General features: G+C 61.3%; 19 protein-coding genes, 1 tRNA gene and 1 rRNA gene. 4 read left to right on the forward strand and 17 right to left on the reverse strand.

What is annotated here, in order from left to right:
• Position 1: 1 nt before the first annotated feature.
• The 11 genes from rpsL to secE all read right to left on the reverse strand — a co-directional run bounded on the left by rpsL (position 2) and on the right by secE (position 13,398).
• Complete coding sequence (gene rpsL / locus DQG18_RS10585) at positions 2–373, reverse strand: 30S ribosomal protein S12 (RefSeq protein WP_116654222.1); 372 nt, start codon at positions 371–373, stop codon at positions 2–4.
• Positions 374–736: 363 nt separating this feature from the next.
• The gene (locus DQG18_RS10590; protein WP_116654223.1) at positions 737–1,054 is read right to left on the reverse strand and encodes a type II toxin-antitoxin system RelE/ParE family toxin; all 318 of its coding nucleotides are present in this window, start codon (positions 1,052–1,054) and stop codon (positions 737–739) included.
• Positions 1,041–1,286 carry a type II toxin-antitoxin system ParD family antitoxin gene (locus DQG18_RS10595; RefSeq protein WP_116654261.1) on the reverse strand — a complete coding sequence of 82 codons (246 nt, stop codon included), beginning with the start codon at positions 1,284–1,286 and terminating at the stop codon, positions 1,041–1,043. Before DQG18_RS10595 ends, DQG18_RS10590 begins: the two co-directional genes overlap by 14 nt.
• A 120-nt stretch (positions 1,287–1,406) precedes the next feature.
• Positions 1,407–5,612, reverse strand: coding sequence for a DNA-directed RNA polymerase subunit beta' (gene rpoC / locus DQG18_RS10600; RefSeq protein WP_116654224.1), 4,206 nt, complete (start codon positions 5,610–5,612; stop codon positions 1,407–1,409).
• 94 nt (positions 5,613–5,706) lie between these two features.
• The gene (gene rpoB, locus DQG18_RS10605; protein WP_116654225.1) at positions 5,707–9,852 is read right to left on the reverse strand and encodes a DNA-directed RNA polymerase subunit beta; all 4,146 of its coding nucleotides are present in this window, start codon (positions 9,850–9,852) and stop codon (positions 5,707–5,709) included.
• Between the two features lie 236 nt (positions 9,853–10,088).
• The gene (gene rplL / locus DQG18_RS10610) at positions 10,089–10,466 is read right to left on the reverse strand and encodes a 50S ribosomal protein L7/L12 (RefSeq protein WP_116654226.1); all 378 of its coding nucleotides are present in this window, start codon (positions 10,464–10,466) and stop codon (positions 10,089–10,091) included.
• Between the two features lie 64 nt (positions 10,467–10,530).
• Entirely contained in the window at positions 10,531–11,046 is a 516-nt protein-coding gene (gene rplJ / locus DQG18_RS10615) for a 50S ribosomal protein L10 (protein ID WP_116654227.1), read from the reverse strand.
• A gap of 333 nt (positions 11,047–11,379) precedes the next feature.
• Positions 11,380–12,075, reverse strand: coding sequence for a 50S ribosomal protein L1 (rplA, locus tag DQG18_RS10620; protein ID WP_116654228.1), 696 nt, complete (start codon positions 12,073–12,075; stop codon positions 11,380–11,382).
• 6 nt (positions 12,076–12,081) lie between these two features.
• Positions 12,082–12,510 (reverse strand): 50S ribosomal protein L11, encoded by a 429-nt coding sequence (rplK, locus tag DQG18_RS10625; RefSeq protein ID WP_116654229.1) that lies wholly within the window; start codon positions 12,508–12,510, stop codon positions 12,082–12,084.
• 128 nt (positions 12,511–12,638) lie between these two features.
• Complete coding sequence (gene nusG, locus DQG18_RS10630) at positions 12,639–13,169, reverse strand: transcription termination/antitermination protein NusG (RefSeq protein ID WP_116654230.1); 531 nt, start codon at positions 13,167–13,169, stop codon at positions 12,639–12,641.
• A 34-nt stretch (positions 13,170–13,203) separates the two neighbouring features.
• On the reverse strand, positions 13,204–13,398 hold the full coding sequence (secE, locus tag DQG18_RS10635) for a preprotein translocase subunit SecE (RefSeq protein WP_116654231.1): 195 nt from the start codon (positions 13,396–13,398) through the stop codon (positions 13,204–13,206).
• A 385-nt stretch (positions 13,399–13,783) separates the two neighbouring features.
• Between secE and rnk the strand changes: the two genes are divergently transcribed.
• Entirely contained in the window at positions 13,784–14,260 is a 477-nt protein-coding gene (gene rnk, locus DQG18_RS10640; protein WP_116654262.1) for a nucleoside diphosphate kinase regulator, read from the forward strand.
• 51 nt (positions 14,261–14,311) lie between these two features.
• Here rnk and DQG18_RS10645 read toward each other — a convergent pair whose 3' ends face one another.
• Positions 14,312–14,620: a hypothetical protein gene (locus tag DQG18_RS10645; protein ID WP_116654232.1), complete on the reverse strand. Its 309-nt coding sequence runs from the start codon at positions 14,618–14,620 to the stop codon at positions 14,312–14,314.
• A gap of 155 nt (positions 14,621–14,775) precedes the next feature.
• Between DQG18_RS10645 and DQG18_RS10650 the strand changes: the two genes are divergently transcribed.
• The gene (locus DQG18_RS10650) at positions 14,776–15,153 is read left to right on the forward strand and encodes a DUF2147 domain-containing protein (protein WP_116654233.1); all 378 of its coding nucleotides are present in this window, start codon (positions 14,776–14,778) and stop codon (positions 15,151–15,153) included.
• A 34-nt stretch (positions 15,154–15,187) separates the two neighbouring features.
• The gene (locus tag DQG18_RS10655) at positions 15,188–15,499 is read left to right on the forward strand and encodes an I78 family peptidase inhibitor (protein WP_116654234.1); all 312 of its coding nucleotides are present in this window, start codon (positions 15,188–15,190) and stop codon (positions 15,497–15,499) included.
• A gap of 22 nt (positions 15,500–15,521) precedes the next feature.
• Here the strand turns inward: DQG18_RS10655 and DQG18_RS10660 are convergent.
• From DQG18_RS10660 to DQG18_RS10675, 4 genes are all read right to left on the reverse strand, one after another.
• Positions 15,522–15,597: transfer RNA gene (locus DQG18_RS10660), tRNA-Trp, on the reverse strand.
• 125 nt (positions 15,598–15,722) lie between these two features.
• On the reverse strand, positions 15,723–16,913 hold the full coding sequence (gene tuf / locus DQG18_RS10665) for an elongation factor Tu (RefSeq protein ID WP_116654219.1): 1,191 nt from the start codon (positions 16,911–16,913) through the stop codon (positions 15,723–15,725).
• A gap of 99 nt (positions 16,914–17,012) precedes the next feature.
• Complete coding sequence (locus DQG18_RS10670) at positions 17,013–18,248, reverse strand: TadE/TadG family type IV pilus assembly protein (protein ID WP_116654235.1); 1,236 nt, start codon at positions 18,246–18,248, stop codon at positions 17,013–17,015.
• A 225-nt stretch (positions 18,249–18,473) separates the two neighbouring features.
• Positions 18,474–19,481, reverse strand: a complete 1,008-nt coding sequence (locus DQG18_RS10675; RefSeq protein ID WP_116654236.1) for a class 1 fructose-bisphosphatase — start codon at positions 19,479–19,481, stop codon at positions 18,474–18,476.
• A 180-nt stretch (positions 19,482–19,661) separates the two neighbouring features.
• Here DQG18_RS10675 and DQG18_RS10680 point away from each other — a divergent pair, with 180 nt between their 5' ends.
• The gene (locus tag DQG18_RS10680; RefSeq protein ID WP_116654237.1) at positions 19,662–22,193 is read left to right on the forward strand and encodes a membrane-bound PQQ-dependent dehydrogenase, glucose/quinate/shikimate family; all 2,532 of its coding nucleotides are present in this window, start codon (positions 19,662–19,664) and stop codon (positions 22,191–22,193) included.
• A 404-nt stretch (positions 22,194–22,597) separates the two neighbouring features.
• On the opposite strand, the gene rrf is transcribed toward DQG18_RS10680, so the two are convergent.
• Positions 22,598–22,713 (reverse strand): 5S ribosomal RNA (rrf, locus tag DQG18_RS10685).
• Positions 22,714–22,807: the final 94 nt, after the last annotated feature.

Genomic DNA, 22,807 nt, shown 5'->3' on the forward strand with positions numbered 1-22,807 from the left:
CTTATTTCGGCCGCTTCGCGCCATACTTGGACCGGCGCTGCTTGCGGTCCTTCACGCTCTGGGTATCCAGAACGCCGCGCAGCACGTGGTAACGAACGCCGGGAAGGTCGCGCACACGGCCACCACGGATAAGCACAACCGAGTGCTCCTGGAGGTTGTGGCCTTCGCCGGGGATATAGGTAATGACTTCACGCTGATTGACCAGGCGGACCTTGGCCACGCGACGCAGAGCCGAGTTCGGCTTCTTGGGTGTTGTCGTGTAGACGCGAGTGCAAACGCCGCGCTTTTGCGGGTTGGCATCCATTGCCGGACTCTTGTTCCGCTTCGGCTTGGACTGCCGGGGCTTGCGGATCAGCTGATTAATGGTCGGCATATTGCTCGAACCCTCTTTTCATCCGAGTAAACAAATCCTTGCTCAGACATGACAAGCGCGAGGCGCCCGCCCGAACCTCTCCATTAGAGACCGGCAGCGCCAGAAAGCAGAGGACCACCCCCTATTCAGGAAGCGATCATGCGCCCGAGACCTGTAGCGTCTAAGTACCCGACAGTGTGTTTGATCCGCTTGGATGCGCCGCATTGGACGCCTCGCATCCGGTGCTAAATCACGACCGACCGCTTAGGTACGGCGGGTCTTACTGGGTTGATTCAGAATCGTCAAGGCTTTCCGCCCAAAAAAGCAGGAAACCCGCCCGATACCCTGCCCTGCATGTGGTGCATGGTTCAGGACGCGCCTTTATTAGTCGATAGCGGATAATATCGATTGCCAGTCCTGCTTGTGTCCAAGAACACGCAACACCGTGACAGATCCCTGATCGACTACATATACGATCAGGTGCAAGCCATGAACGTAAAGCCGCACAGGCGGATTGAACTCGGCGCGTTCACGCCCCAGTTCCGGCAGGGCAGCGATCATGTCCAACGCACGCCCAAGACCATCGATATATCGATCGGCCTGATCTTCCGACCACGTTCGGGCACTGTAAAGCCAGATGCCTTCAAGATCGGAAATCGCCTTCGGCTTGAGCGCAAGGCGGCCTTTCCTACCCGGCGGCATGGCGCTGGCGCATGCGGGATTTCAATCCCTCCAGATCCAACGGTTCCGCAGGCCCACTCTCCACGCCTTCCGAGATGGCAGCCTGCAACGTCGCAATGGCCTGCCTGCGCTCCTGATCGCGGCGAATGAGGTCCCGCACATAGTCGCTGGCATTGCTGTACCGCTGCCCGTCGGTCTGCCGCTCGACCCATGCTTTCATCGCATCGGGCAGCGATATGTTCATGGTCGCCATCATGGCCTCCTGCTTTCAAGCCGCTAAAACTATCAGGAATGGCAAACTTTGCCAACGCCACGTCAAGAAAGAAAAGGGGCCACGAGGGGCCCCTTCTCAAATTCGCAATGGCAACCCGCCCTATTCAGCCGGCGCTTCCGGGGCGGCTTCGGCGGGAGCCGAAGGCGCGGGGATGGCGACGGTTTCGGCCTGGCGGCGGCGTTCCTCGAGAATGAGGTCGTCGCGCTTGGTCGCAACCTGGCGGACATTGGCAACGCGCGCACCGGTGCCCGCCGGGATGAGGCGACCGACGATGACGTTCTCCTTGAGTCCTTCGAGCAGGTCCGCCTTGCCCGAAACCGCGGCTTCCGTGAGGACGCGCGTGGTTTCCTGGAACGAAGCGGCCGAGACGAACGAACGGGTCTGAAGCGACGCCTTGGTGATGCCAAGCAGGACTGGAACGGCCTCCGCCGGCTTCTTGCCATCGGCAACAAGCTGCTCGTTGAGTTCGTCGAAGTCGATCCGGTCGATCTGCTCTTCCTTAAGGAGCCCGGATTCGCCCGGCTCGGTGATCTCGACCTTCTGAAGCATCTGGCGGACGATCACCTCGATATGCTTGTCGTTGATCAGCACGCCCTGCAGACGATAGACCTCCTGGATCTCGTTGACGAGATACTTGGCCAGTTCCTCGACGCCCTTGATCGCAAGGATGTCGTGAGGAGCCGGGTTGCCGTCGAGGATATACTCGCCCCGCTCGATGGGATCGCCTTCCTGGAGGTGGAACGGCTTGCCCTTGGGGATGAGATACTCGACGGGCTCCATGGTCTCGTCGGTCGGCTCGATGACGATGCGGCGCTTGTTCTTGTAGTCGCGCCCGAAGCGGATCGTGCCGTCGATTTCGGCAATGATCGCGTGGTCCTTCGGACGGCGAGCCTCGAACAGTTCCGCAACGCGCGGCAGACCGCCGGTGATGTCCTTGGTCTTGGCGCTTTCCAGCGGAATACGGGCCAGAACGTCACCCTGGGCGACCCGGGTTCCCGGCTCGACCGCGATGACCGCATCCACGCTCATCAGATAGCGGGCGTCCGTACCACGCTCGGTCTTGAAGGGCTGCCCCTTCGCGCCGACCGCGATCGCGGGACGCAGGCCCTCGCCGCGCGGGCTTGCGCGCCAGTCGATGACCAGACGCTTGGTGAAGCCCGTGGTCTCGTCGGTCTGCTCGGACACCGAGGCGCCGTCCACGAGATCCTCGAACAGCACCTCGCCGTCGACTTCGCTCAGCACCGGGCGGGTATAGGGATCCCACTCGGCCAGACGCTGGCCGCGCTTGACCTGCTCTCCCTCTTCGACCCGCAGGCGCGAGCCGTAAGTCACCTTGTGCGAAGAGCGCTCCTTGCCGTCCGCATCGACGATCACGATCTGGACGTTGCGGCCCATGATGACCGTCTGCTTGTCCGAGTTGACCGCGATGTTCTTGTTGCGGAAGGCGATCTTGCCCTCTGCACCGGCCTCGAGATACGAGTTGTCGACCACCTGCGCCGTCCCGCCGATATGGAAGGTGCGCATGGTGAGCTGGGTTCCCGGTTCACCGATCGACTGCGCGGCGATGACGCCGACAGCCTCGCCCATGTTAACCGGTGTGCCGCGCGCAAGGTCACGGCCATAGCAGGCCGCACAGGTGCCCTGGCGAACCTCACAGGTCAGCGGCGAGCGGATGCGCACCGACTGGAGCTTGGCGGCCTCGACCTTCTCGACATCGGCCTCATCCATCAGCGTGCCCTTCTTGACGAGCACGTCGTCGGTTCCGGGAACAATGATGTCATCGGCCGCCACGCGGCCAAGAATACGCTGGCCGAGCGAAGCCACGATCTGACCGGAATCGACGATCGCTTCCATGGTGAGGCCGTTATCGGTGCCACAATCGTCCTCGGTGATGATCGCATCCTGCGCCACGTCCACAAGACGGCGGGTCAGATAACCCGAGTTCGCGGTCTTGAGCGCGGTATCGGCCAGACCTTTGCGGGCGCCGTGGGTCGAGTTGAAGTACTCGAGAACGGTCAGGCCCTCCTTGAAGTTGGAGATCACCGGCGTTTCGATGATTTCGCCCGAAGGCTTGGCCATCAGGCCCCGCATCCCGGCGAGCTGCTTCATCTGGGCGACCGAACCACGGGCGCCGGAATGGCTCATCATATAGACCGAGTTTATCTTCTTCTGGCGGCCTTCCGCGTCCTTTTCGATCGCGGAAATGCGCTTCATCATCTCGTCGGCGACCTTGTCGCCGCACTTTGCCCAGGCATCGACAACCTTGTTGTACTTCTCGCCATGGGTGATGAGGCCGTCATTGTACTGCTGCTCGAATTCCTCGACCTGCTTGCGGGTATCGCCCACGATCTTGGCCTTGGAATCCGGGATCACCATGTCGTCCTTGCCGAACGAAATGCCGGCACGGCAGGCCTGCTTGAAGCCCAGATCCATGACGCGGTCACAGAAGATCACGGTCTCCTTCTGGCCGCAGGCACGGTAAACCGTGTCGATGACCTTGGAGATGTTCTTCTTGGTCATGAGCTGGTTGACCACGTCGAACGGCACGTTCTCGGGCAGGATCTGGCCCAGGATCATACGGCCCGGCGTCGTCTCGACAACCCGGTTGACCATGTCTCCGTTCTCGTCCTGAACGCGGACGCGACCCTTGATCCTGCTGTGCAGCGTGATCGCCCTGGTTTCGAGCGCGTGCTCGATTTCCGACATGGACGCGAACGCCATGCCTTCACCGGGCTCGCCCTCGGCCATCAGCGACACATAATAGAGCCCGAGCACGATGTCCTGGCTGGGCACGATGATCGGCTGGCCGTTAGCCGGGTGCAGGATGTTGTTAGTCGACATCATCAGGACGCGCGCTTCGAGCTGGGCCTCGAGGCTCAGCGGAACGTGCACGGCCATCTGGTCGCCGTCGAAGTCGGCGTTGAACGCGGCGCAGACCAGCGGATGAAGCTGGATGGCCTTGCCTTCGATCAGGATCGGCTCGAACGCCTGGATGCCCAGACGGTGAAGCGTGGGCGCGCGGTTCAAAAGAACCGGGTGCTCGCGGATCACTTCGTCAAGGATATCCCAGACTTCGGGCTTTTCCTTTTCGACCAGCTTTTTCGCCTGCTTGACGGTGGACGACAGGCCCTTGGCGTCGAGACGTGAGTAGATGAACGGCTTGAAGAGTTCGAGCGCCATCTTCTTGGGCAGGCCGCACTGGTGAAGCTTCAGTTCAGGCCCGACGGTGATAACCGAACGGCCCGAATAGTCCACGCGCTTGCCGAGCAGGTTCTGGCGGAACCGTCCCTGCTTGCCCTTGAGCATATCGGAAAGCGACTTCAGCGGACGCTTGTTCGCACCGGTGATGGTGCGGCCACGGCGGCCGTTGTCGAACAGCGCATCGACCGCTTCCTGCAGCATGCGCTTTTCATTACGGATGATGATGTCCGGCGCACGCAACTCGATCAGGCGCTTCAACCGGTTGTTACGGTTGATGACGCGGCGATAGAGATCGTTGAGGTCCGACGTCGCGAACCGGCCGCCATCGAGCGGCACCAGCGGGCGGAGTTCGGGCGGAATGACCGGAATGACCGTCATGATCATCCATTCGGGCTTGTTACCCGAAACGATGAACTGCTCGACAATCTTCAAGCGCTTGGCGAGCTTTTTCGGCTTAAGCTCTGTTGTCGACTCGGCAATCTCGACGCGCAGATCGGCGGCGAGCTTTTCGAGGTCGAGCGCGGCCAGCATCTCCCGCACCGCTTCAGCACCGATCATGGCGGTGAAAGCGTCGGGACCGAAGTTGTCCTGCGCGTCGAGATACTCTTCTTCCGTGATGAGCTGATACTGGGTGAACGGGGTCAGGCCCGGCTCGATCACGACGTAGTTCTCGAAGTAAAGGATGCGCTCGACATCCTTCAAGGTCATGTCGAGAAGCTGGGAAATGCGGCTCGGCAGCGACTTCAAGAACCAGATATGGGCAACCGGTGCGGCCAGTTCGATATGTCCCATGCGCTCGCGGCGCACGCGGGAAAGGGTCACTTCCACGCCGCACTTCTCGCAGATGACGCCCTTGAACTTCATGCGCTTGTACTTGCCGCACAGGCACTCGTAGTCCTTGGTGGGGCCGAAAATGCGCGCGCAAAACAGGCCGTCACGCTCGGGCTTGAACGTACGGTAGTTGATGGTCTCGGGCTTCTTGATCTCGCCGTAAGACCACGAAAGGATCTTTTCAGGGCTCGCGATATTGATCTTGATCTGATCGAAAGTCGGCGCGCTGGCCTGCGAGTTGAACGGATCCATGACGTGCTGATGATGATTCATCTGGTGGTCTCCTTGATGCCCGGGCGGTGCGGCAGACAGGTCAGCGCACCGCCCTTATAGGCATGACATCGGTTCAAATTGGGGCAGCGGCGGATTATTCCGCCGCGTCCGCAGGAGGCGCGAGTTCGGGGTCACCCGAAGGCTCTTCGTCATTGGCGATTTCGATGTCGGTCAACTCGACATTGAGACCCAGCGACCGGATTTCCTTGACGAGAACGTTGAAGCTCTCGGGGATACCGGCCTCGAAGGTGTCATCGCCCCTGACGATGGCTTCATAGACCTTCGTCCGACCCGCCACGTCGTCCGACTTGACGGTAAGCATTTCCTGGAGCGTGTAGGCAGCGCCATAGGCTTCGAGCGCCCACACCTCCATCTCACCGAACCGCTGGCCGCCGAACTGGGCCTTGCCGCCCAGCGGCTGCTGGGTAACGAGGCTATAGGGACCGATCGAACGGGCGTGGATCTTGTCATCCACAAGGTGGTGAAGCTTGAGCATGTAGATGTAGCCCACCGTCACCGGCCGGTCGAAAGCCTCGCCCGTGCGCCCGTCATAGAGCGTGGACTGGCCCGAACCATCCAGACCCGCCTTTTCCAGCATGTCGACGATATCGGCTTCCTTGGCCCCGTCGAACACCGGCGTGGCGATCGAGACGCCCTTGGAAATCTGCTGGCCGAGACGGACGATGCCGTCATCGTCAAGGTCGGCGACATAGTCGTCTCCCTCGTAGAGCGCGCCGATTTCCTTCTTGAGCGGGGTGAGGTCCTTGCTCTCGCGATAGGCCTGCATCATGGCATCGATCTTGCGCCCGATACCACGTGCCGCCCAGCCCAGATGGGTTTCCAGAATCTGGCCCACGTTCATGCGCGAAGGCACGCCGAGCGGGTTGAGCACGATGTCGACATGCGTGCCGTCCTCGAGGAACGGCATGTCCTCGACCGGCATGATGCGCGAGATGACGCCCTTGTTACCGTGACGGCCGGCCATCTTGTCGCCCGACTGGATCTTGCGCTTGGTCGCAACGAACACCTTGACCATCTTCATGACGCCCGGCGGAAGCTCGTCGCCGCGCTGGAGCTTGTCCACCTTGTCGATGAACCGCTGCTCGAGCAGACGCCGGCTTTCGTCGTACTGCGCCTGAAGCGCCTCGATCTCGGCCATCAGCTTGTCGTCGTCGACGGCGAACTGCCACCACTTGGACCGTGCATGGGCGTCAAAGATCGAGTCGTTGAGCTTGGTGCCCGCGACATAGCCCTTGGGGCCGGAGGTCGCGGCCTTGCCGAACAGCATTTCCTTCAAACGCGCATAGACGTTGCGGTCGAGGATCGACTGCTCGTCGTCCCGGTCCTTGGCCAAGCGCTCGATTTCCTCGCGCTCGATGGCCATGGCACGCTCGTCCTTGTCGATGCCGTGGCGGTTGAACACCCGCACCTCGACCACGATACCGCCGTCCCCGGGAGGAACCCGGAGCGAGGTGTCGCGGACGTCGGACGCCTTTTCACCGAAGATGGCGCGCAGGAGCTTTTCTTCCGGCGTCATCGGGCTTTCGCCCTTGGGCGTGATCTTGCCCACCAGAATGTCGCCCGCCTGCACCTCGGCACCGATATGGACGATGCCCGCTTCGTCGAGGTTCTTCAAAGCCTCTTCGGAAACGTTGGGAATATCGCGGGTGATTTCTTCCGGTCCCAGCTTGGTGTCTCGGGCCATCACTTCGTATTCCTCGATATGGAGCGAGGTGAAGACGTCGTCCTGCACGATCTTTTCAGAAAGCAGGATGGAGTCCTCGAAGTTGTACCCGTTCCAGGGCATGAACGCGACGAGCACGTTGCGCCCCAGCGCCAAGTCGCCCAGATCCGTCGAGGGACCGTCCGCAACGATATCACCGGCTGAAACATGGTCGCCGACAACCACCAGCGGACGCTGGTTGATGCAGGTCGACTGGTTCGAGCGCTGGAACTTCATCAGGTTATAGATGTCGACGCCCGACTTGGACGGATCGTTCTCTTCGGTGGCCCGGATGACGATACGGGTGGCATCCACCTGATCGACGATACCGGTGCGCCGCGCAACGATGGCCGCTCCCGAGTCACGAGCCACGACCGATTCCATGCCCGTGCCCACGAAGGGGGCCTCGGCGCGCAGAAGCGGCACGGCCTGACGCTGCATGTTCGAGCCCATCAGCGCGCGGTTGGCGTCGTCGTTCTCCAGAAACGGGATGAGCGAGGCTGCAACCGAGACCACCTGCTTGGGCGAAACGTCCATCAGGTCGACCTGCTCGCGCGGGGTGAGCGAAGGCTCGCCCGCGTGACGGGCAACGACCATGTCGTTGGTGAACTCACCCTTCTCGTTGAGCGTGGCGTTGGCCTGCGCAACGTGGTGCTTGGCCTCTTCCATCGCCGAGAGGTAGACGACCTCGTCCTGCACCTTGCCGTCCACGACCTTGCGGTACGGGGTTTCGATAAAGCCGTACTTGTTGACGCGCGCAAACGTCGCCAGCGAGTTGATCAGGCCGATATTGGGGCCTTCCGGTGTTTCGATCGGGCAGATGCGGCCATAGTGCGTCACGTGAACGTCACGCACCTCGAAACCGGCGCGTTCACGGGTGAGACCGCCCGGGCCAAGCGCGGAAAGGCGGCGCTTGTGGGTGATTTCCGAGAGCGGGTTGGTCTGGTCCATGAACTGGGAAAGCTGCGAGGACCCGAAGAACTCGCGCACGGCGGCAGCCGCCGGCTTGGCGTTGATCAGGTCCTGCGGCATCACCGTATCGATCTCGACCGAGCTCATGCGCTCCTTGATGGCACGTTCCATGCGCAAAAGGCCGAGGCGGTAATGGTTCTCCATCAGTTCACCCACCGAGCGCACCCGGCGGTTGCCCAGATTGTCGATATCGTCGATCTCGCCACGGCCATCGCGCAGGTCCACGAGGGTGCGCACGACTTCCACGATGTCTTCCTTGCGCAGGATGCGCACGGTGTCCTCGACATCGAGATCGAGGCGCATGTTCATCTTCACGCGCCCGACCGCCGAAAGGTCATACCGCTCGGGATCGAAGAACAGCGAGTTGAACATCGCTTCCGCGGTCTCGATGGTGGGGGGCTCGCCCGGACGCATCACGCGGTAGATGTCGAACAGCGCGTCCTCGCGGCTCTCGTTCTTGTCGACGGCCAGCGTATTGCGGATGTAGGGACCGACATTGACGTGGTCGATGTCGAGGATCGGCAGTTCGGTGAAGCCCTTCTCGACCAGGACGGCAAGGTTCTTCTCGTCGAGTTCGTCACCGGCCTCGGCAAAGATCTCGCCACTGGCAAGGTCCACGAGGTCCTGCGCGACATACATGCCGTAAAGGTCCTCATCGGTCGCCAGCAGGTGCGTGACGCCCTTCTCGGCGATCTTGCGCGCCGCGCGCGCGGTGAGGCGCGTTCCGCCCTCATGCACCACGTCGCCCGTATCGGCGTCGATCAGGTCGAACACCGGCTTGGAGCCTTTGAGCCTTTCGGCATCGAACGGCTTGCGCCAGCCCTTCTCACCGTGGGTGTAGATCTGGGTGTTGTAATAGGTCTCGAGAATCTCTTCCGCATCGAGCCCGAGGGCCTTCAGAAGCGAAGTGACCGGAATCTTGCGGCGGCGGTCGATGCGCGCATAGACCACGTCCTTGGCGTCGAACTCGATATCGAGCCAGGAGCCGCGATAGGGAATGATGCGCGCGGCGAAAAGCAGCTTGCCCGAGGAATGGGTCTTGCCCTTGTCGTGATCGAAGAATACGCCGGGCGAACGGTGCATCTGGGAAACGATGACGCGCTCGGTGCCGTTGACGATGAACGTGCCGTTCGAGGTCATGAACGGCATGTCGCCCATATAGACGTCCTGCTCCTTGATGTCCTTGACGGACTTCGCGCCGGTGTCCTCATCGACCTCGAACACGATCAGCCGCAGCGTCACCTTGAGCGGGGCGGCAAAGGTCATATCGCGCTGACGGCATTCGTCAACGTCATATTTGGGCTGCTCGAACTCATAGCGCACGAATTCAAGGCTGGCCGTACCGGCAAAATCGGTAATCGGGAATACCGACCGGAACACCGACTGCAATCCCTCGTCGCCACGACCGCCCTGCGGCTCGTCGACCATCAGGAACTGGTCGTAGGACGCCTTCTGAACCTCAATGAGGTTCGGCATTTCCGTAACTTCGCGAATGGAACCGAAGGATTTGCGCACCTTGCGGCGCCCGTTGAACGTGGTAGCCATATACCCGTTTCCTCTCGTCTCGAATGTCTTTCGAGGCAGCTGTTCAAAAGACCGACTATCAGCCGTCGGCCCTCTGAACAGGTGCCCAAGTCGAACTCAGTGTCGCACTATGTCCGCAACTTTCCGCCCTGCCCACTTCGGATGGCGGCCGTTCCAACAGGTCGTACCTTTTTGAAACGGGAAAAGGGATGGCCCCAAAAAGGGCCATCCCGATACTCGTAATCCAAAGGATCGAACTACTTGAGTTCGACCTTGGCGCCAGCGGCTTCGAGCTTGGCCTTGATGTCCTCGGCTTCCGCCTTGTTGACACCTTCCTTGACCGCCTTCGGAGCGCCCTCCACGAGGTCCTTGGCTTCCTTGAGGCCCAGACCCGTGATGCCACGGACTTCCTTGATGACGTTGATCTTCTGGTCGCCGGCGGCGGTCAGGACCACGTCGAATTCCGTCTGCTCTTCGGCAGGAGCGGCCGCGACGGCACCAGCACCGGCGGCGGCGACGGCGACGGGAGCGGCGGCGGAAACGCCCCACTTTTCTTCAAGCATCTTGGAAAGCTCGGAGGCTTCCAGAACGGTCAGTGCGGACAGTTCGTCCACAAGCTTGGCGAGATCAGCCATTTCAGTACCCTTTTTCTAAGATTTTCAAAGGTTTCGGTTTGAACCGTGGATTTGGTCGACGCCTTTAGGCAGCGCCCTTTTCCGAATATGCGGAGACGACCCGTGCGACCTGGCCGCCCGGTGCCTGCAGAACGGCTGCGATCTTGGCCGCAGGCTGCGTGAGCAGGCCGGCGATCTTGGCGCGCAACTCGTCCAGCGAAGGCAGTTCGGCCAGTGCCTTGACGCTGTCGGCGTCCAGAACGGTCGAACCCATCGCGCCGCCGAGAATCACGAACTTGTTGTTCTTGTCGGCGAACGTCTTGGCGACTTTCGGCGCCGTGATGGGGTCTTCCGAATAGGCAAGGACCGTCGGACCGGTCAGGATGTCCGAGAAATCCGCAATTTCGGAGTCTTTAAGAGCGAGCTTGGCAAGGCGGTTCTTTGCGACCTTTACCTGTCCCCCGGCCTGTTTCATCTGCCTGCGAAGGCTTTCAAATTCAGAGACCGACAGACCGGCATAGTGAGCGACGACAACCGCGCCCGAGCCGGCAAATGCCTGCTGGAGCGAGGAGACGACCTCAGCTTTTTCCGCTCTATCCACTGCTACTCTCCACGTTTAGCCCATAGCCCGAAGGACATGGACCGTTTGCTAATTGCCGCCCCGCGAACGGGACAGCGGTGCAGTGCCTGTAAACCGGTTTCGGGAAACCCCTTGGCCAGTCCGGTTCAAACCAAAACGAGACGGCGTATCAGTCGCCTTTAATCTCGTACCGGTCGTCACCCCATCTCTTGGTGGCTACCGGGAGCTCCCGGCGTTTCAGACGGCCTGCTGGCCGTCACCACACAGTCTCGGACAGGACTTGGACCATCGGGCCCGAAGGCCCTTTGGCACCCCGGGCGACCGAAGCCGCCCGGAATTCTTAGCTTTCGATCCTTAGTTGAGGACCGACGAAGGATCGACATGGACGCCCGCGCCCATGGTCGAGGAAACGGCGACCCGCTTGAAATAGGTGCCCTTGGCGCCTGCGGGCTTTGCCTTGCTCACCGCATCGGCGAGCGCCTTGATGTTCTCGATGAGCTGGTCTTCGCTGAACGAAGCCTTGCCCACGCCGGCGTGAACGATACCGGCCTTTTCCACGCGGAACTCCACGGCGCCGCCCTTGGCGGCCTTGACCGCACCGGCAACGTCCGGGGTCACGGTGCCGACCTTGGGGTTCGGCATCAGGTTGCGCGGACCCAGGATCTTGCCCAGGCGCCCGACGAGCGGCATCATGTCCGGGGTCGCGATGCAGCGATCGAAATTGATGTTGCCCTTCTGGATTTCCTCGGCGAGATCGTCCGCACCCACCACGTCCGCGCCGGCTGCACGAGCTTCATCGGCCTTGGCATCCTTGGCGAACACGGCAACGCGAACGGTCTTACCCGTGCCGTTGGGCAGGTTCACGACGCCACGGACCATCTGGTCGGCATGGCGCGGATCGACGCCCAGGTTGAGCGCCACTTCGACGGTCTCGTCGAACTTGGCGACAGCACGTTCCTTGACCAGCTTGATGGCTTCGGTGACCGGATAAAGCTTGTTGCGGTCGATGCCTTCACGAATCTTGGCCGTGCGCTTTCCTTGCTTGCTCATAATCGCTTACCCCTCAACCTGCAGGCCCATCGAGCGGGCAGAACCGGTGACCATGCTTACTGCGGATTCGATATCGTCCGCGTTGAGGTCCTTCATCTTCTTTTCCGCGATCTCGCGCACCTGAGCCTGAGTCAGCGTGCCGGCGCTGTCGTGGCCGGGGCGCTTGGAGCCGGACTTGAGGTTGATCGCCTTCTTGATGAAGTAGGTGACCGGGGGCAGCTTCATCTCGAAGGTGAAGCTCTTGTCCGCGAAAGCGGTGATGACGACCGGGATCGGCGCGTTCTTTTCCATCTCCTGCGTGGCCGCATTGAAGGCCTTGCAGAATTCCATGATGTTCAGACCACGCTGGCCCAGCGCCGGGCCGATCGGGGGCGACGGCGTCGCAGCGCCCGCAGGCACCTGCAACTTGATATAGCCGACAATCTTCTTTGCCATTACTCGTTCCTTTCAACAGGCCGCCGGAGCGGCCATCTGGTGACGGCGTGGTCCGAGGTTTGGACCGGCGGATGGCAACCGCCGCCCTCTCCCACGCTGTTTACGCTCCCCGGAGGGAACGGTACGGATCAGACCTTTTCGACCTGACCGTATTCGAGCTCCACCGGAGTGGGACGCCCGAAAATCGAAACCTCCACCTTGAGGCGCGCGCGCTCCTCGTCCACTTCCTCGACGACGCCCGAAAAGCTCGCGAAAGGCCCGTCCGACACCCGGACACTCTCGCCGATCTCGAAGCTGACGGACGGCTTGGGCCGGTCGACACCCTCCTGCACCTGCTGAAGAATGGCCATCGCCTCGCGCTCGGCAATCGGCTGCGGCTTATTATCCGCGCCAAGAAAGCCGGTGACCTTCGGCGTATTCTTGATCAGGTGGAACGTCTCGTCGGTCAGCTCCATCTTGACCAGCACATAGCCGGGGAAGAACTTGCGCTCTGCGTCGACCTTGCGGCCACGGCGCACCTCGGTAACCTTTTCGGTCGGGACCAGCACGTCATCGAACAGATGATCGAGCCCGTTAGCCACAACCTTGGACTTGATGTCCTCGGCAACCTTGCGCTCGAAGTTAGAATACGCCTGAACAATATACCAGCGTTTGGCCATTACGCGCTTGTGCTCCTGATCCCGCCTGCCGCACCTAGCGAATGGACAGGATTAAACCTACGAAAAACTGGATGATCTGGTCGGCGGCGAGAAAGAACAGGCTCGCAAACGTCACCATCACCAGCACCATGACCGTCGATATGGCCGTCTCGTTGCGGTTCGGCCAGACAACTTTTGCGACTTCGGACCGCACCTGCTGAAAGAACGTGAAAGGATTAGTCCGGGCCATGGAATGCTCGATACCTGCGTGTCAGAATGTGAAGCTTAAAGTCCATAAGCAATCGCCGCGCGAGTCGGATCGCACGGCCAAGAGAGATTTATCTAGACCCTGAACGCCTCTAAAGCAAGACCTTGGCCCGATGTTTTTTCGGCCAGACACGCGGCCATTGACTTCGGCCCGGCAATAGCTACCTTTATACTATGAGTAAGCAAGCTGTCCGTCTTTCGAGCCGTTTCAGCCGCGAACACCCGGTGATGGGATCGCGGCCCTAAAGCCGTGCCCTGCGTCGCACAGCTTTAGGGCTTATCTCATCAGCCGGTTTATACCGCAAGACGCCCCCCCATTTTATTTGCAGAACCCCGCGCCACCGAGCGCGTTTCGCATGGAGTTTGCGATGAGCCTGTTTGTTCTTTCCGGGAAGATGCCCGAAATTTTCGTCCCCCATGACGATTTCGACGTCCTGATGAAACTGGCCTCCGCCGGGGCCGGCGACGATGGTCCGGCCGACGACCTCCTGAGCGAGCTCGAACGTGCCACGGTCACAGAGGACACCAGCATACCCGCCAATGTCGTGCGCATGGGCTCCACGGTCAGCTACAGCCTCGATGGCGCCCAGCCCAAAACCGTAAAGCTCGTCTATCCGGCCGATGCCGACATTTCTTCGGGCGCCATTTCCGTGCTGACCCCGATCGGCGCCGCCCTGCTCGGCCTCAAGCCCGGCCAGACCATCGGCTTTGAAGCACGCGACGGCAGCGAGCGTGAAATCCGCGTCATCGCCGTCTTCGCCGGAAACGGTTCGGCAAAGCCGGAGGCGACGGCCCACGCGGCGGTCGTCGAGCCATTCGATGATCCCGGCCCCTCGGCGGCCTGATGCAGTGACTTTCGGCCCGCGACCGGAAACCCCGGCCGCGGGCCGAAACGTTCAGGCCTGATCGTTGTAAGGCTCCTTGGTCTCGCCCACGAGGCGGGCGAGTTCGGAAAATCCCGGCAACGCATTGTGCGCCGAACGCCGGTTGGCCAGCGCCAGGAACCGCATCGGGAACGCCACGGCATCCCTGTTGGACGGATGCAGATCCTCAAGGATGCGGTCATCCCCCAGCGCCACCTGTTCGGCATGGGCGAGCGCGTCGTTTATGTCCTCACGCGTCAGCAGGCCCTTGGCGGCCAGCGCGTTGTTGATCGCCGCAACGGCGAGATAAAGACCCTGCAACTGCAGATTGGCGACATTCATTCAAGGTTCCTCCTGTTGGGTGCCGGTCGTCGTGCAACACCTCCCACCCCCTAACGCGCAAGGGGGCCATCCCGCTGCATGGGCCGGGCAACCATCTCCGCCGCCGAACGTTAGCCCGCAAGCCCGATTGCAATATCTAACGACAGGTTGGCCCGATGCGCATATTTCTCGCCCTCGCTATATTCTCCACCCTCGCCACCGGCGCCTTCGCGCAGGAATTGTCCCCCGAAGGCACATGGGCCGACGATTGGGGCACGACGCTCGAGATTTCCTATTGTGGCGATGACGGCACCCAGGTGTGCGCCATCCTGCTCGACGTCCAGGGCGATTCCCGCACCGAGGCGAACCTTGCCTATGTGGACCAGCAGATCATGCAGGCCGGCTTGGTTGCTGAAAACCAGTGGAAGGGCACCGTCGTCTTTGAAGGCAACGAAGCCGAAGGCACCCTGACCCAGACCGGCCCCGACACCATCGAGATTCAGGGCTGCCGCATGCTCATCCTGTGCGAGACCCTAGCGTTCCGGCGCGTCTAGGGCCGTCAACGAACAACCAAAGAGGAGATCCAAGATGATCCATAACCGTCTTTTCGCCGCCGGCGCGCTTGTCGCCGGCCTTGCCCTCGCCGGATGCACCGTTTCGGCTGGCGGCGACCCGACCCCGCCCGCCGATTGCGGCGCCGCGGCGCTTGCCGGGAAAACCGGCCAGCCGGTCACCGGCCAGACCGCGGCCGATCTCAGGGTCGGCGGCGAGCCGGTGCAATCGCAGGGCAATGTCCGTGTCCTTGCGCCGGGCCAGCCCGCAACGATGGATTTCAGACCCGACCGCCTGACCATCGAGACCGACGCCAGTGGCAACCTCGTGCGCGCGCAGTGCACGTAAAATCATGATCGATGAAAGAAACTGGCAGGGGCGACAGGACTCGAACCTGCGACCCTCGGTTTTGGAGACCGATGCTCTACCAACTGAGCTACACCCCTAGGCCGAGGCTTGATCTAGTCGAGATGCCCCTTGAGCGCAAGTCTCGTGTTGCCGCAACAGCAACAAAAAGAAAGGGCGGCCCGATATGTGGCCGCCCTTTCCGCCTTCACGATTGTCCTGTCGCTTAGGCGACGATCTTCGATACGACGCCGGCGCCGACGGTGCGGCCGCCTTCACGGATGGCAAAGCGCAGCTTTTCTTCCATCGCGATCGGAACGATCAGCTCCACATGCATCTCGACGTTGTCGCCAGGCATCACCATCTCGACGCCTTCGTTCAGCGTCACCACACCCGTCACGTCCGTCGTCCGGAAGTAGAACTGCGGCCGGTAGTTGGTGAAGAACGGGGTATGACGCCCGCCCTCTTCCTTGGTCAGGATATAGGCCTCGGCAACGAACTTGGTGTGCGGCGTCACAGAACCGGGCTTGCACAGAACCTGCCCGCGCTCAACCTGCGTGCGGTCGATACCGCGGATCAGCGCGCCGATATTGTCGCCCGCCTCACCCGAATCGAGCAGCTTGCGGAACATCTCGACACCGGTCACCGTGGTCTTCTGGGTGTCCTTGATGCCAACGATCTCCACTTCATCGCCAACCTTGACGATGCCGCGCTCGACGCGACCGGTCACAACCGTGCCACGGCCAGAGATCGAGAACACGTCCTCGACCGGCATCAGGAACGGCTGGTCGACCGGACGCTCGGGCTGCGGGATATAGGCATCGACCGTATCCATCAACGCCAGAACCGCATCGCGGCCGATCTCGGGGCGCTTGTCTTCCAGAGCCATCAGCGCCGAGCCCTTGGTGATCGGAATGTCGTCGCCGGGGAACTCGTAGGACGAAAGCAGCTCGCGCACTTCAAGCTCGACGAGCTCGAGAAGTTCCTCGTCGTCCACCTGGTCGACCTTGTTCAAAAACACCACCAGCGCCGGCACGCCGACCTGGCGGGCCAGAAGGATGTGTTCGCGGGTCTGCGGCATCGGGCCGTCGGCCGCCGAAACCACAAGAATCGCCCCGTCCATCTGGGCCGCACCGGTGATCATGTTCTTGACGTAGTCGGCGTGACCCGGGCAGTCGACGTGCGCGTAGTGACGCTTTTCGGTCTCGTACTCGACGTGGCTGGTCGAAATGGTGATCCCGCGCGCCTTTTCTTCGGGCGCCTTGTCGATGTTGTCATAAGCGGTGAACGTCGCCCCGCCCTTCTCGGACAGAACCTTCGTGATCGCCGCCGTCAAAGACGTCTTGCCATGGTCAACGTGACCAATCGTACCAATGTTGCAGTGCGGCTTAGACCGCGAAAACTTTTCCTTGCCCATCGCTCACAACCGTTAATCAGAGTTAGAACTGCGGGGCCGTTTACCCGCTTGGGCCATCAGAAACAAGTCATTTTTCCAAAAGGTGCCACGCACCCGCTGTCAGCGGACCAGACGCGTGTGTCGATCGCCTTCCACGGTGAAGACGGGGCACTTGATGACGATGCGAATGTCGTCATAGTCGCGGTCGGTCCAGGCAATATCCTGCCAGTCACGGGCATGTCCCGAAAGTCCCGGCGGCCTGTCCTCCCAGCCATAGTACATATACTTGCCAGGTTCGCACCCTTCGCTGGCGCGTTGCGGATCACGGTTAGTCTGGCGGTCGGGAATAATGCTATCTCGATGGGTCGGGTCGCATTGCTCTTCCGTGTCACACAAAATGGTCTCAAGAATATCGACCTTTTGTCCCGGATTCACATATTCGGCGGGTCCGTGAAGTCCTGCATACTGCTCGACCGTATCGCCAGGATTGAAGTAAGTGTCAGTGTAGTAGTCAAAGCGCCCTGTCTTCTTGTCCCCACCGTTGTTCCTGGGCGCGCCACTGTCCCAGAAACTTGTTTGGGTGCGCGCAAAGCGCACATTCTCGAGCCGGAAGCTCATAAAGGAACCGCTTGGGCATTGTGGCATGAAATACACGTACTGGCGCTTCCCGCCGGCATCGGCCCTCCGTTCCCAGACACCGTCTTCGCGAAGATTCTGGTTGCCACTGTTGTAGTCGGCGAGCAGGGCGGGATCGGAATAGGTTATGTCGGCGGTATAAACTGAACCGCCATTATCCGCGATCGGCGTCATGTGCGTACGTTTTGGCTGGCTGCTGTCATTCTCGGGACGTTCCGGCCAGTAGCAATACATCCAGATTCGGTTATAGTCTCCGGCTTCGGGATCGAGGGTGGTGTTGACCGGCGGCTCGCGCGTCTCTGTCGGCTTTACCAGTTCAGCCGTCGCGGAGACAGTAACGCGCTGCATATCAGGGATACCCGGAACGAGGTTTATGAATGAGAGCGGGACGTCCGCATCCACTGTCACCCGGAAATATCCATCTCCAACCCAGTCACCACGAACATCAACCCCACGCGCCCAGTCGCCCTGATATTCGCGCTGGATTTCATCTTCCATCACCGCTTTCCACGGCGCATCGGGCCGCATGGCGATGAGGTCCCATTGTTCGTCGGGCTGAAGGGCGTTGAGGGCGGCGGTATCCACCTGCGCCTGCAGATAGTCATGCACGTGGTTGAGCCGGACATAGTCCACCGACCAGCCCACCAGCGCCATGAACGGAATGGCCATCAATCCGAAAATGAGCGCGACGGCGCCGTCCTCGCGTCTCAGAAAATCCATTATGCGTCCCCCAACAGGGCATGAACCTGGGAAGAACACACACTATCAGAGCGAATTTTCCGTAAACTTACGCAATTTCAGCGAAATGGGAGCTTCGCTTTAATCAATTTGCAGGGAATGGCGGGGAGCAGGATTCCGGTGCCCTTGAAAATTTGCTGGAAACATCTGGGCTGCGGGTCTGGACCCCGGGAATAAATCCCGGAATCCAGCGCGATCCCGCCCCAATCACACAACCATGCCGGTCCCGTTAAATCCTTCAAAATACCCGATGGCGCGCTCGACCTCGTTTCGCGAGCCGATGATCACCCCGATCCGCTGGTGAAGCTCATGGGGCTCCACCTTGAGGATGCGCCGCGTTCCGGTTGACGATGCCCCGCCCGCCGCTTCCACGATCATGCTCATCGGGTTGCCCTCGTAAAGCAGGCGCAGGCGCCCGCCCCTACCTCTGGTGTCCTCGTCCTCGGGATAAAGGAAGATGCCGCCCCGGCACAGGATGCGGTGCAAATCCGCCACCATCGCCGCGCACCAGCGCATGTTGTAGCTCTTGCCCAGCGGCCCCGCCTTGCCCGCAAGGCAATCGTCGATATAGTGGCGCGTCGGCGCGTACCATTTGCGCCGCCGCGAGGCGTTGATGGCAAATTCCGCCGTATCGGGCGGGATCTGCACATTCTCGCGAGTAAGGATGAATGCCCCTCGCGCCTCATCGAGCGTAAACATCGTCACCGATTTTCCCGTCGTCAGCACCAGAACGGTCGCCGGGCCATAAAGCACATAGCCCGCTGCAACCTGCCGCGTCCCGGCCTGCAGTACGTCCGCCGCCGTGATGCCATGCGCCTTGCCCACATCGAGGACCGAAAAGATCGAGCCCACCGCCCCGTTCACATCGAGATTGGACGAGCCGTCCAGGGGATCGAACACCAGCGCGTAATGGGCATCGCCGGGGGCGTTCCCGACAAGCGAAATATCATCGAGTTCCTCGGAGACCATGACCGAGAGCACGCCGCTCGCCGCGCCACGCCGCAGGAAAATCTCGTTGGACACCACATCGAGCCGCTTTTGCACCTCGCCCTGCACGTTGACCACGTCGGTCGCCCCGGTATCACCGCTCACCGCGGCAGACCGCAATGCGGCGGCGATCTCTACTGCGCAATCGGCCACCATCAGAAACACCTTGCCCAATCGGGGCGGCAGCGATTGACCCGGAAGCCAGTTTTCAAGCGTTGGAACGGTCATTGCGGCATACCTCGCGGCTGAGAAGAAAGGGGCGCCTTCATTGCGCGCGACGGCACGCCCATGTCGAGAGCGACGATAGTACAATGCCGCCATACCCCCGGAAACCGTTGCGAGAAAATCGGGAACCGATCCTTCCGGCGTCCCGTTGTCACCCAAACCGGACAGCAAGGAGGCGGTATCATGCCGGCCACCAACACCACCCACGAACCACGCGGGATAGGCTTCTGGCTGACCATGGTTCTCGCCGTTTTCATCGTCATTTTCGGTGTTCCGATTTTTCTCGGCGGCCTCTGGCTGATCGCCCTCGGAGGGTCGTGGTACTACCTTTTCGCCGGGCTCGGCCTTCTGGTAACGGCCTGGTTCCTGTTCCAGCGCTCGATGCTCGCAGTCTGGGTTTACCTTCTGACCTTTGCCGGCACGCTCGTCTGGGCGCTCTGGGAAGCAGGGCTCGACGGTTGGGCACAGGTACCACGCCTCCTCGCCCCGGCCATCGTGCTCGTTCTGGTGCTTTTGACCATCCCCGTGCTGCGCAACCATTTCTGGCGCGGGAGAGAACAGGCGGTAGCAAGCATCGCCGGTCTTTTTGCCCTTGGCGCTGCAATGGGCGTGCTCGTTCTGGGGCAGGATTCCTCCGCGCTCGCCCAGCAAGTCGAAACGCCCGATGAACCGGCCCAGGAACTTCCCGCCCCCGATGACGAAGCCCTACCCGAAGGCGAGGCAGTCGATGAGGCCCCGGCCGATGCCGAACCCGAGCCATCCGGGCCCGTTTCCCCCACCGGCGTTCCCGTTCTTGCCTCCGGCACGACGCTTGCGGCGGGCGCCGACTGGCCCACCTATGGCGGCGACGATCATGCCACGCGCTACACGCCCCTCAACCAGATCACGCCGGAAAATGTCGGCGATCTCGAACTTGTCTGGGAGTACCGTACCGGGCAGATGCCCGAGGAGGGTGAGCGCTATTCCAACCAGAACACCCCGATCAAGATCGGCGACAAGCTGCTGATCTGCGCCTCGATGAACATCGTCATGGCCGTCGATGCCGCGACCGGGCTCGAAATCTGGCGCTACGATCCACAGGTGTCCACGGATGCGATTCCCTATAGCGCCGCCTGCCGTGGCGTCTCCTACTACGCATCTCCCACCATCCCCGCGGGCGAGCCGTGCGCAGAGCGCATCCTGATGAACAGCATCGATGCGCGCCTTTTTGCGCTGGATATCGAAGACGGCCAGCTCTGCACCGATTTCGGTGAAGGCGGGATCGTCGATCTCGAGGAAGGCATCGGCCATACGGTGCCGGGCTGGTACGCTCCCACCTCGCCCCCGATGATCGTGCGCAACATCGCGGTGGTCTTCTCCCAGGTCCGCGACGGCCAGAAGCGCGACGCCCCTTCCGGCGTCGTGCGCGGCTATGATGTGGAAACAGGCGAGATGGCCTGGGCCTGGGACATGGGCCGTCCGGACGAGAAGGGCCTGCCGCCCGAAGGCGAGACCTATACGCGCGGCACGCCGAACGTCTGGACCATCGCCTCGGGCGACCAAGAACTGGGCCACGTCTACCTGCCCATCGGCAATTCCGCCGTCGACTACTGGGGCGGCGACCGCTCCGATGCCGAGAATGAATATTCATCGGCTGTCGTCGCGCTGGACGTGACGACCGGCGACGTCGCGTGGCACTACCAGACCGTTCACTACGACGTATGGGATTATGATCTCGGCTCGCAGGGCACACTGGTCGATTTCCCGACCCCCGAAGGCCCCGTCCCGGCGCTGATCCTGCCCACCAAACAGGCCATGTTCTATATCTTCGACCGCCGCACCGGCGATCTGCTGGTCGAGGTCGAGGAACGCCCTGTGCCCCAGGGCGGGGTTGAACCCGAGCGTCTCTCGCCAACCCAGCCATTCGTGGTCGATTTCCCCAACGCGCTCAAGCCCGACATCGAGGAGCGGCACATGTGGGGCATGACCCCGCTCGACCAGCTCTGGTGCCGCATCCAGTACCGCGACAGCATCTACGAGGGCATGTACACCCCGCCCTCGACCGAATGGTGGCTGCAATTCCCCGGCTATAATGGCGGGTCCGACTGGGGCGGGGTCGCGGTCGATACCGACCGCAACATCATGGTGGCAAACTACAACATCACCGTGAACCGCAACCGCCTCGTACCGCGCGAGGAAGTGGATGCCCACGGCATCGTGCCCATCGATGAACCGGGCGCCGCCGACAACAGCCCCTCCAACATCTCGCCGCAGGCCGGCACACCCTATGGCGTCGAGGTCAACGCGGGCTGGCGCGTGCCGTTCACCGACATGCTGTGCACCCAGCCGCCATACGGGGGGATCATGGCGGTTGATCTCGAAACCCGCGAGGTTCTCTGGGACAAGCCCTTCGGCACCGCCCGCAAGAACGGCCCCTTCGGCATCCCTTCGATGCTGCCCTTCGACATCGGCACCCCCAACAACGCCGGCGCCGTCGTCACCGCCAGCGGCCTGATCTTCATTGCCGCGACGACCGATGATCTGTTCCGCGCCATGGATATCGAAACCGGCGAAGTGCTCTGGGAAACCGATCTCCCCGCCGGCGGGCAGGCCAGCCCCGTGACATATGAGGCGGATGGCCGCCAGTACGTGGTCATCAATGCGGGCGGGCACACCTTCATGGAAACTCCCATCGGCGATTATTTCCTCGCCTACGCGTTGCCGGAAGGGAATTAGACAGACCGGAAATAGCGGTCGCGGCTGCCTCAAAGAAAGCATAAAACCGCCGCGATCGCCGATCCTGCCTAAAGGGCAAGGGGTTAAAGGGCACGGTTCATCCAACATCAAAAGCGACCGCCGAAAAGTCGGAGCCACCGGGGGAACTTTGCCTGTCCCCTCACGTTGGGTTATCGGAAAGCAGATGTCAGTTGGTGGCCGCCCCCACCGATGGATGCACAGGCGGGAGGGCCTTGCATCCCTGCTTCTCAAGAAACGGAACTGTCATTTTCTGTCTGCGGCCACGCCTTGCTTTTTTGCATCGCGTGGCGCCTTGTTTTTGATATGCTTGGGAATAAAAAAAGCCCCGCTTGATGCGGGGCTTTTTATTATTTCTTGAGAAGGTTTTTTTGTGTTCTTAATAGATCTGGCGGCGACCTACTCTCCCGTGTCTTGAGACACAGTACCATTGGCGCAGAAGCGTTTAACGGTCGAGTTCGGAATGGGGTCGGGTTCTGGGCGCTTCGCCATAGCCACCAGATCGATAAAGAACACATTTCGTGAACTGGTCTTTTTTTGTTTTGCCTCGCGGGCCGCACCGCTTCGGGCATGACGGCGCTAAAGCCGCGCCTATG

Origin of the sequence: Pelagibacterium sediminicola, from assembly GCF_003390885.1 — a bacterium.
GTDB classification, from domain to species: Bacteria; Pseudomonadota; Alphaproteobacteria; order Rhizobiales; family Devosiaceae; genus Pelagibacterium; species Pelagibacterium sediminicola.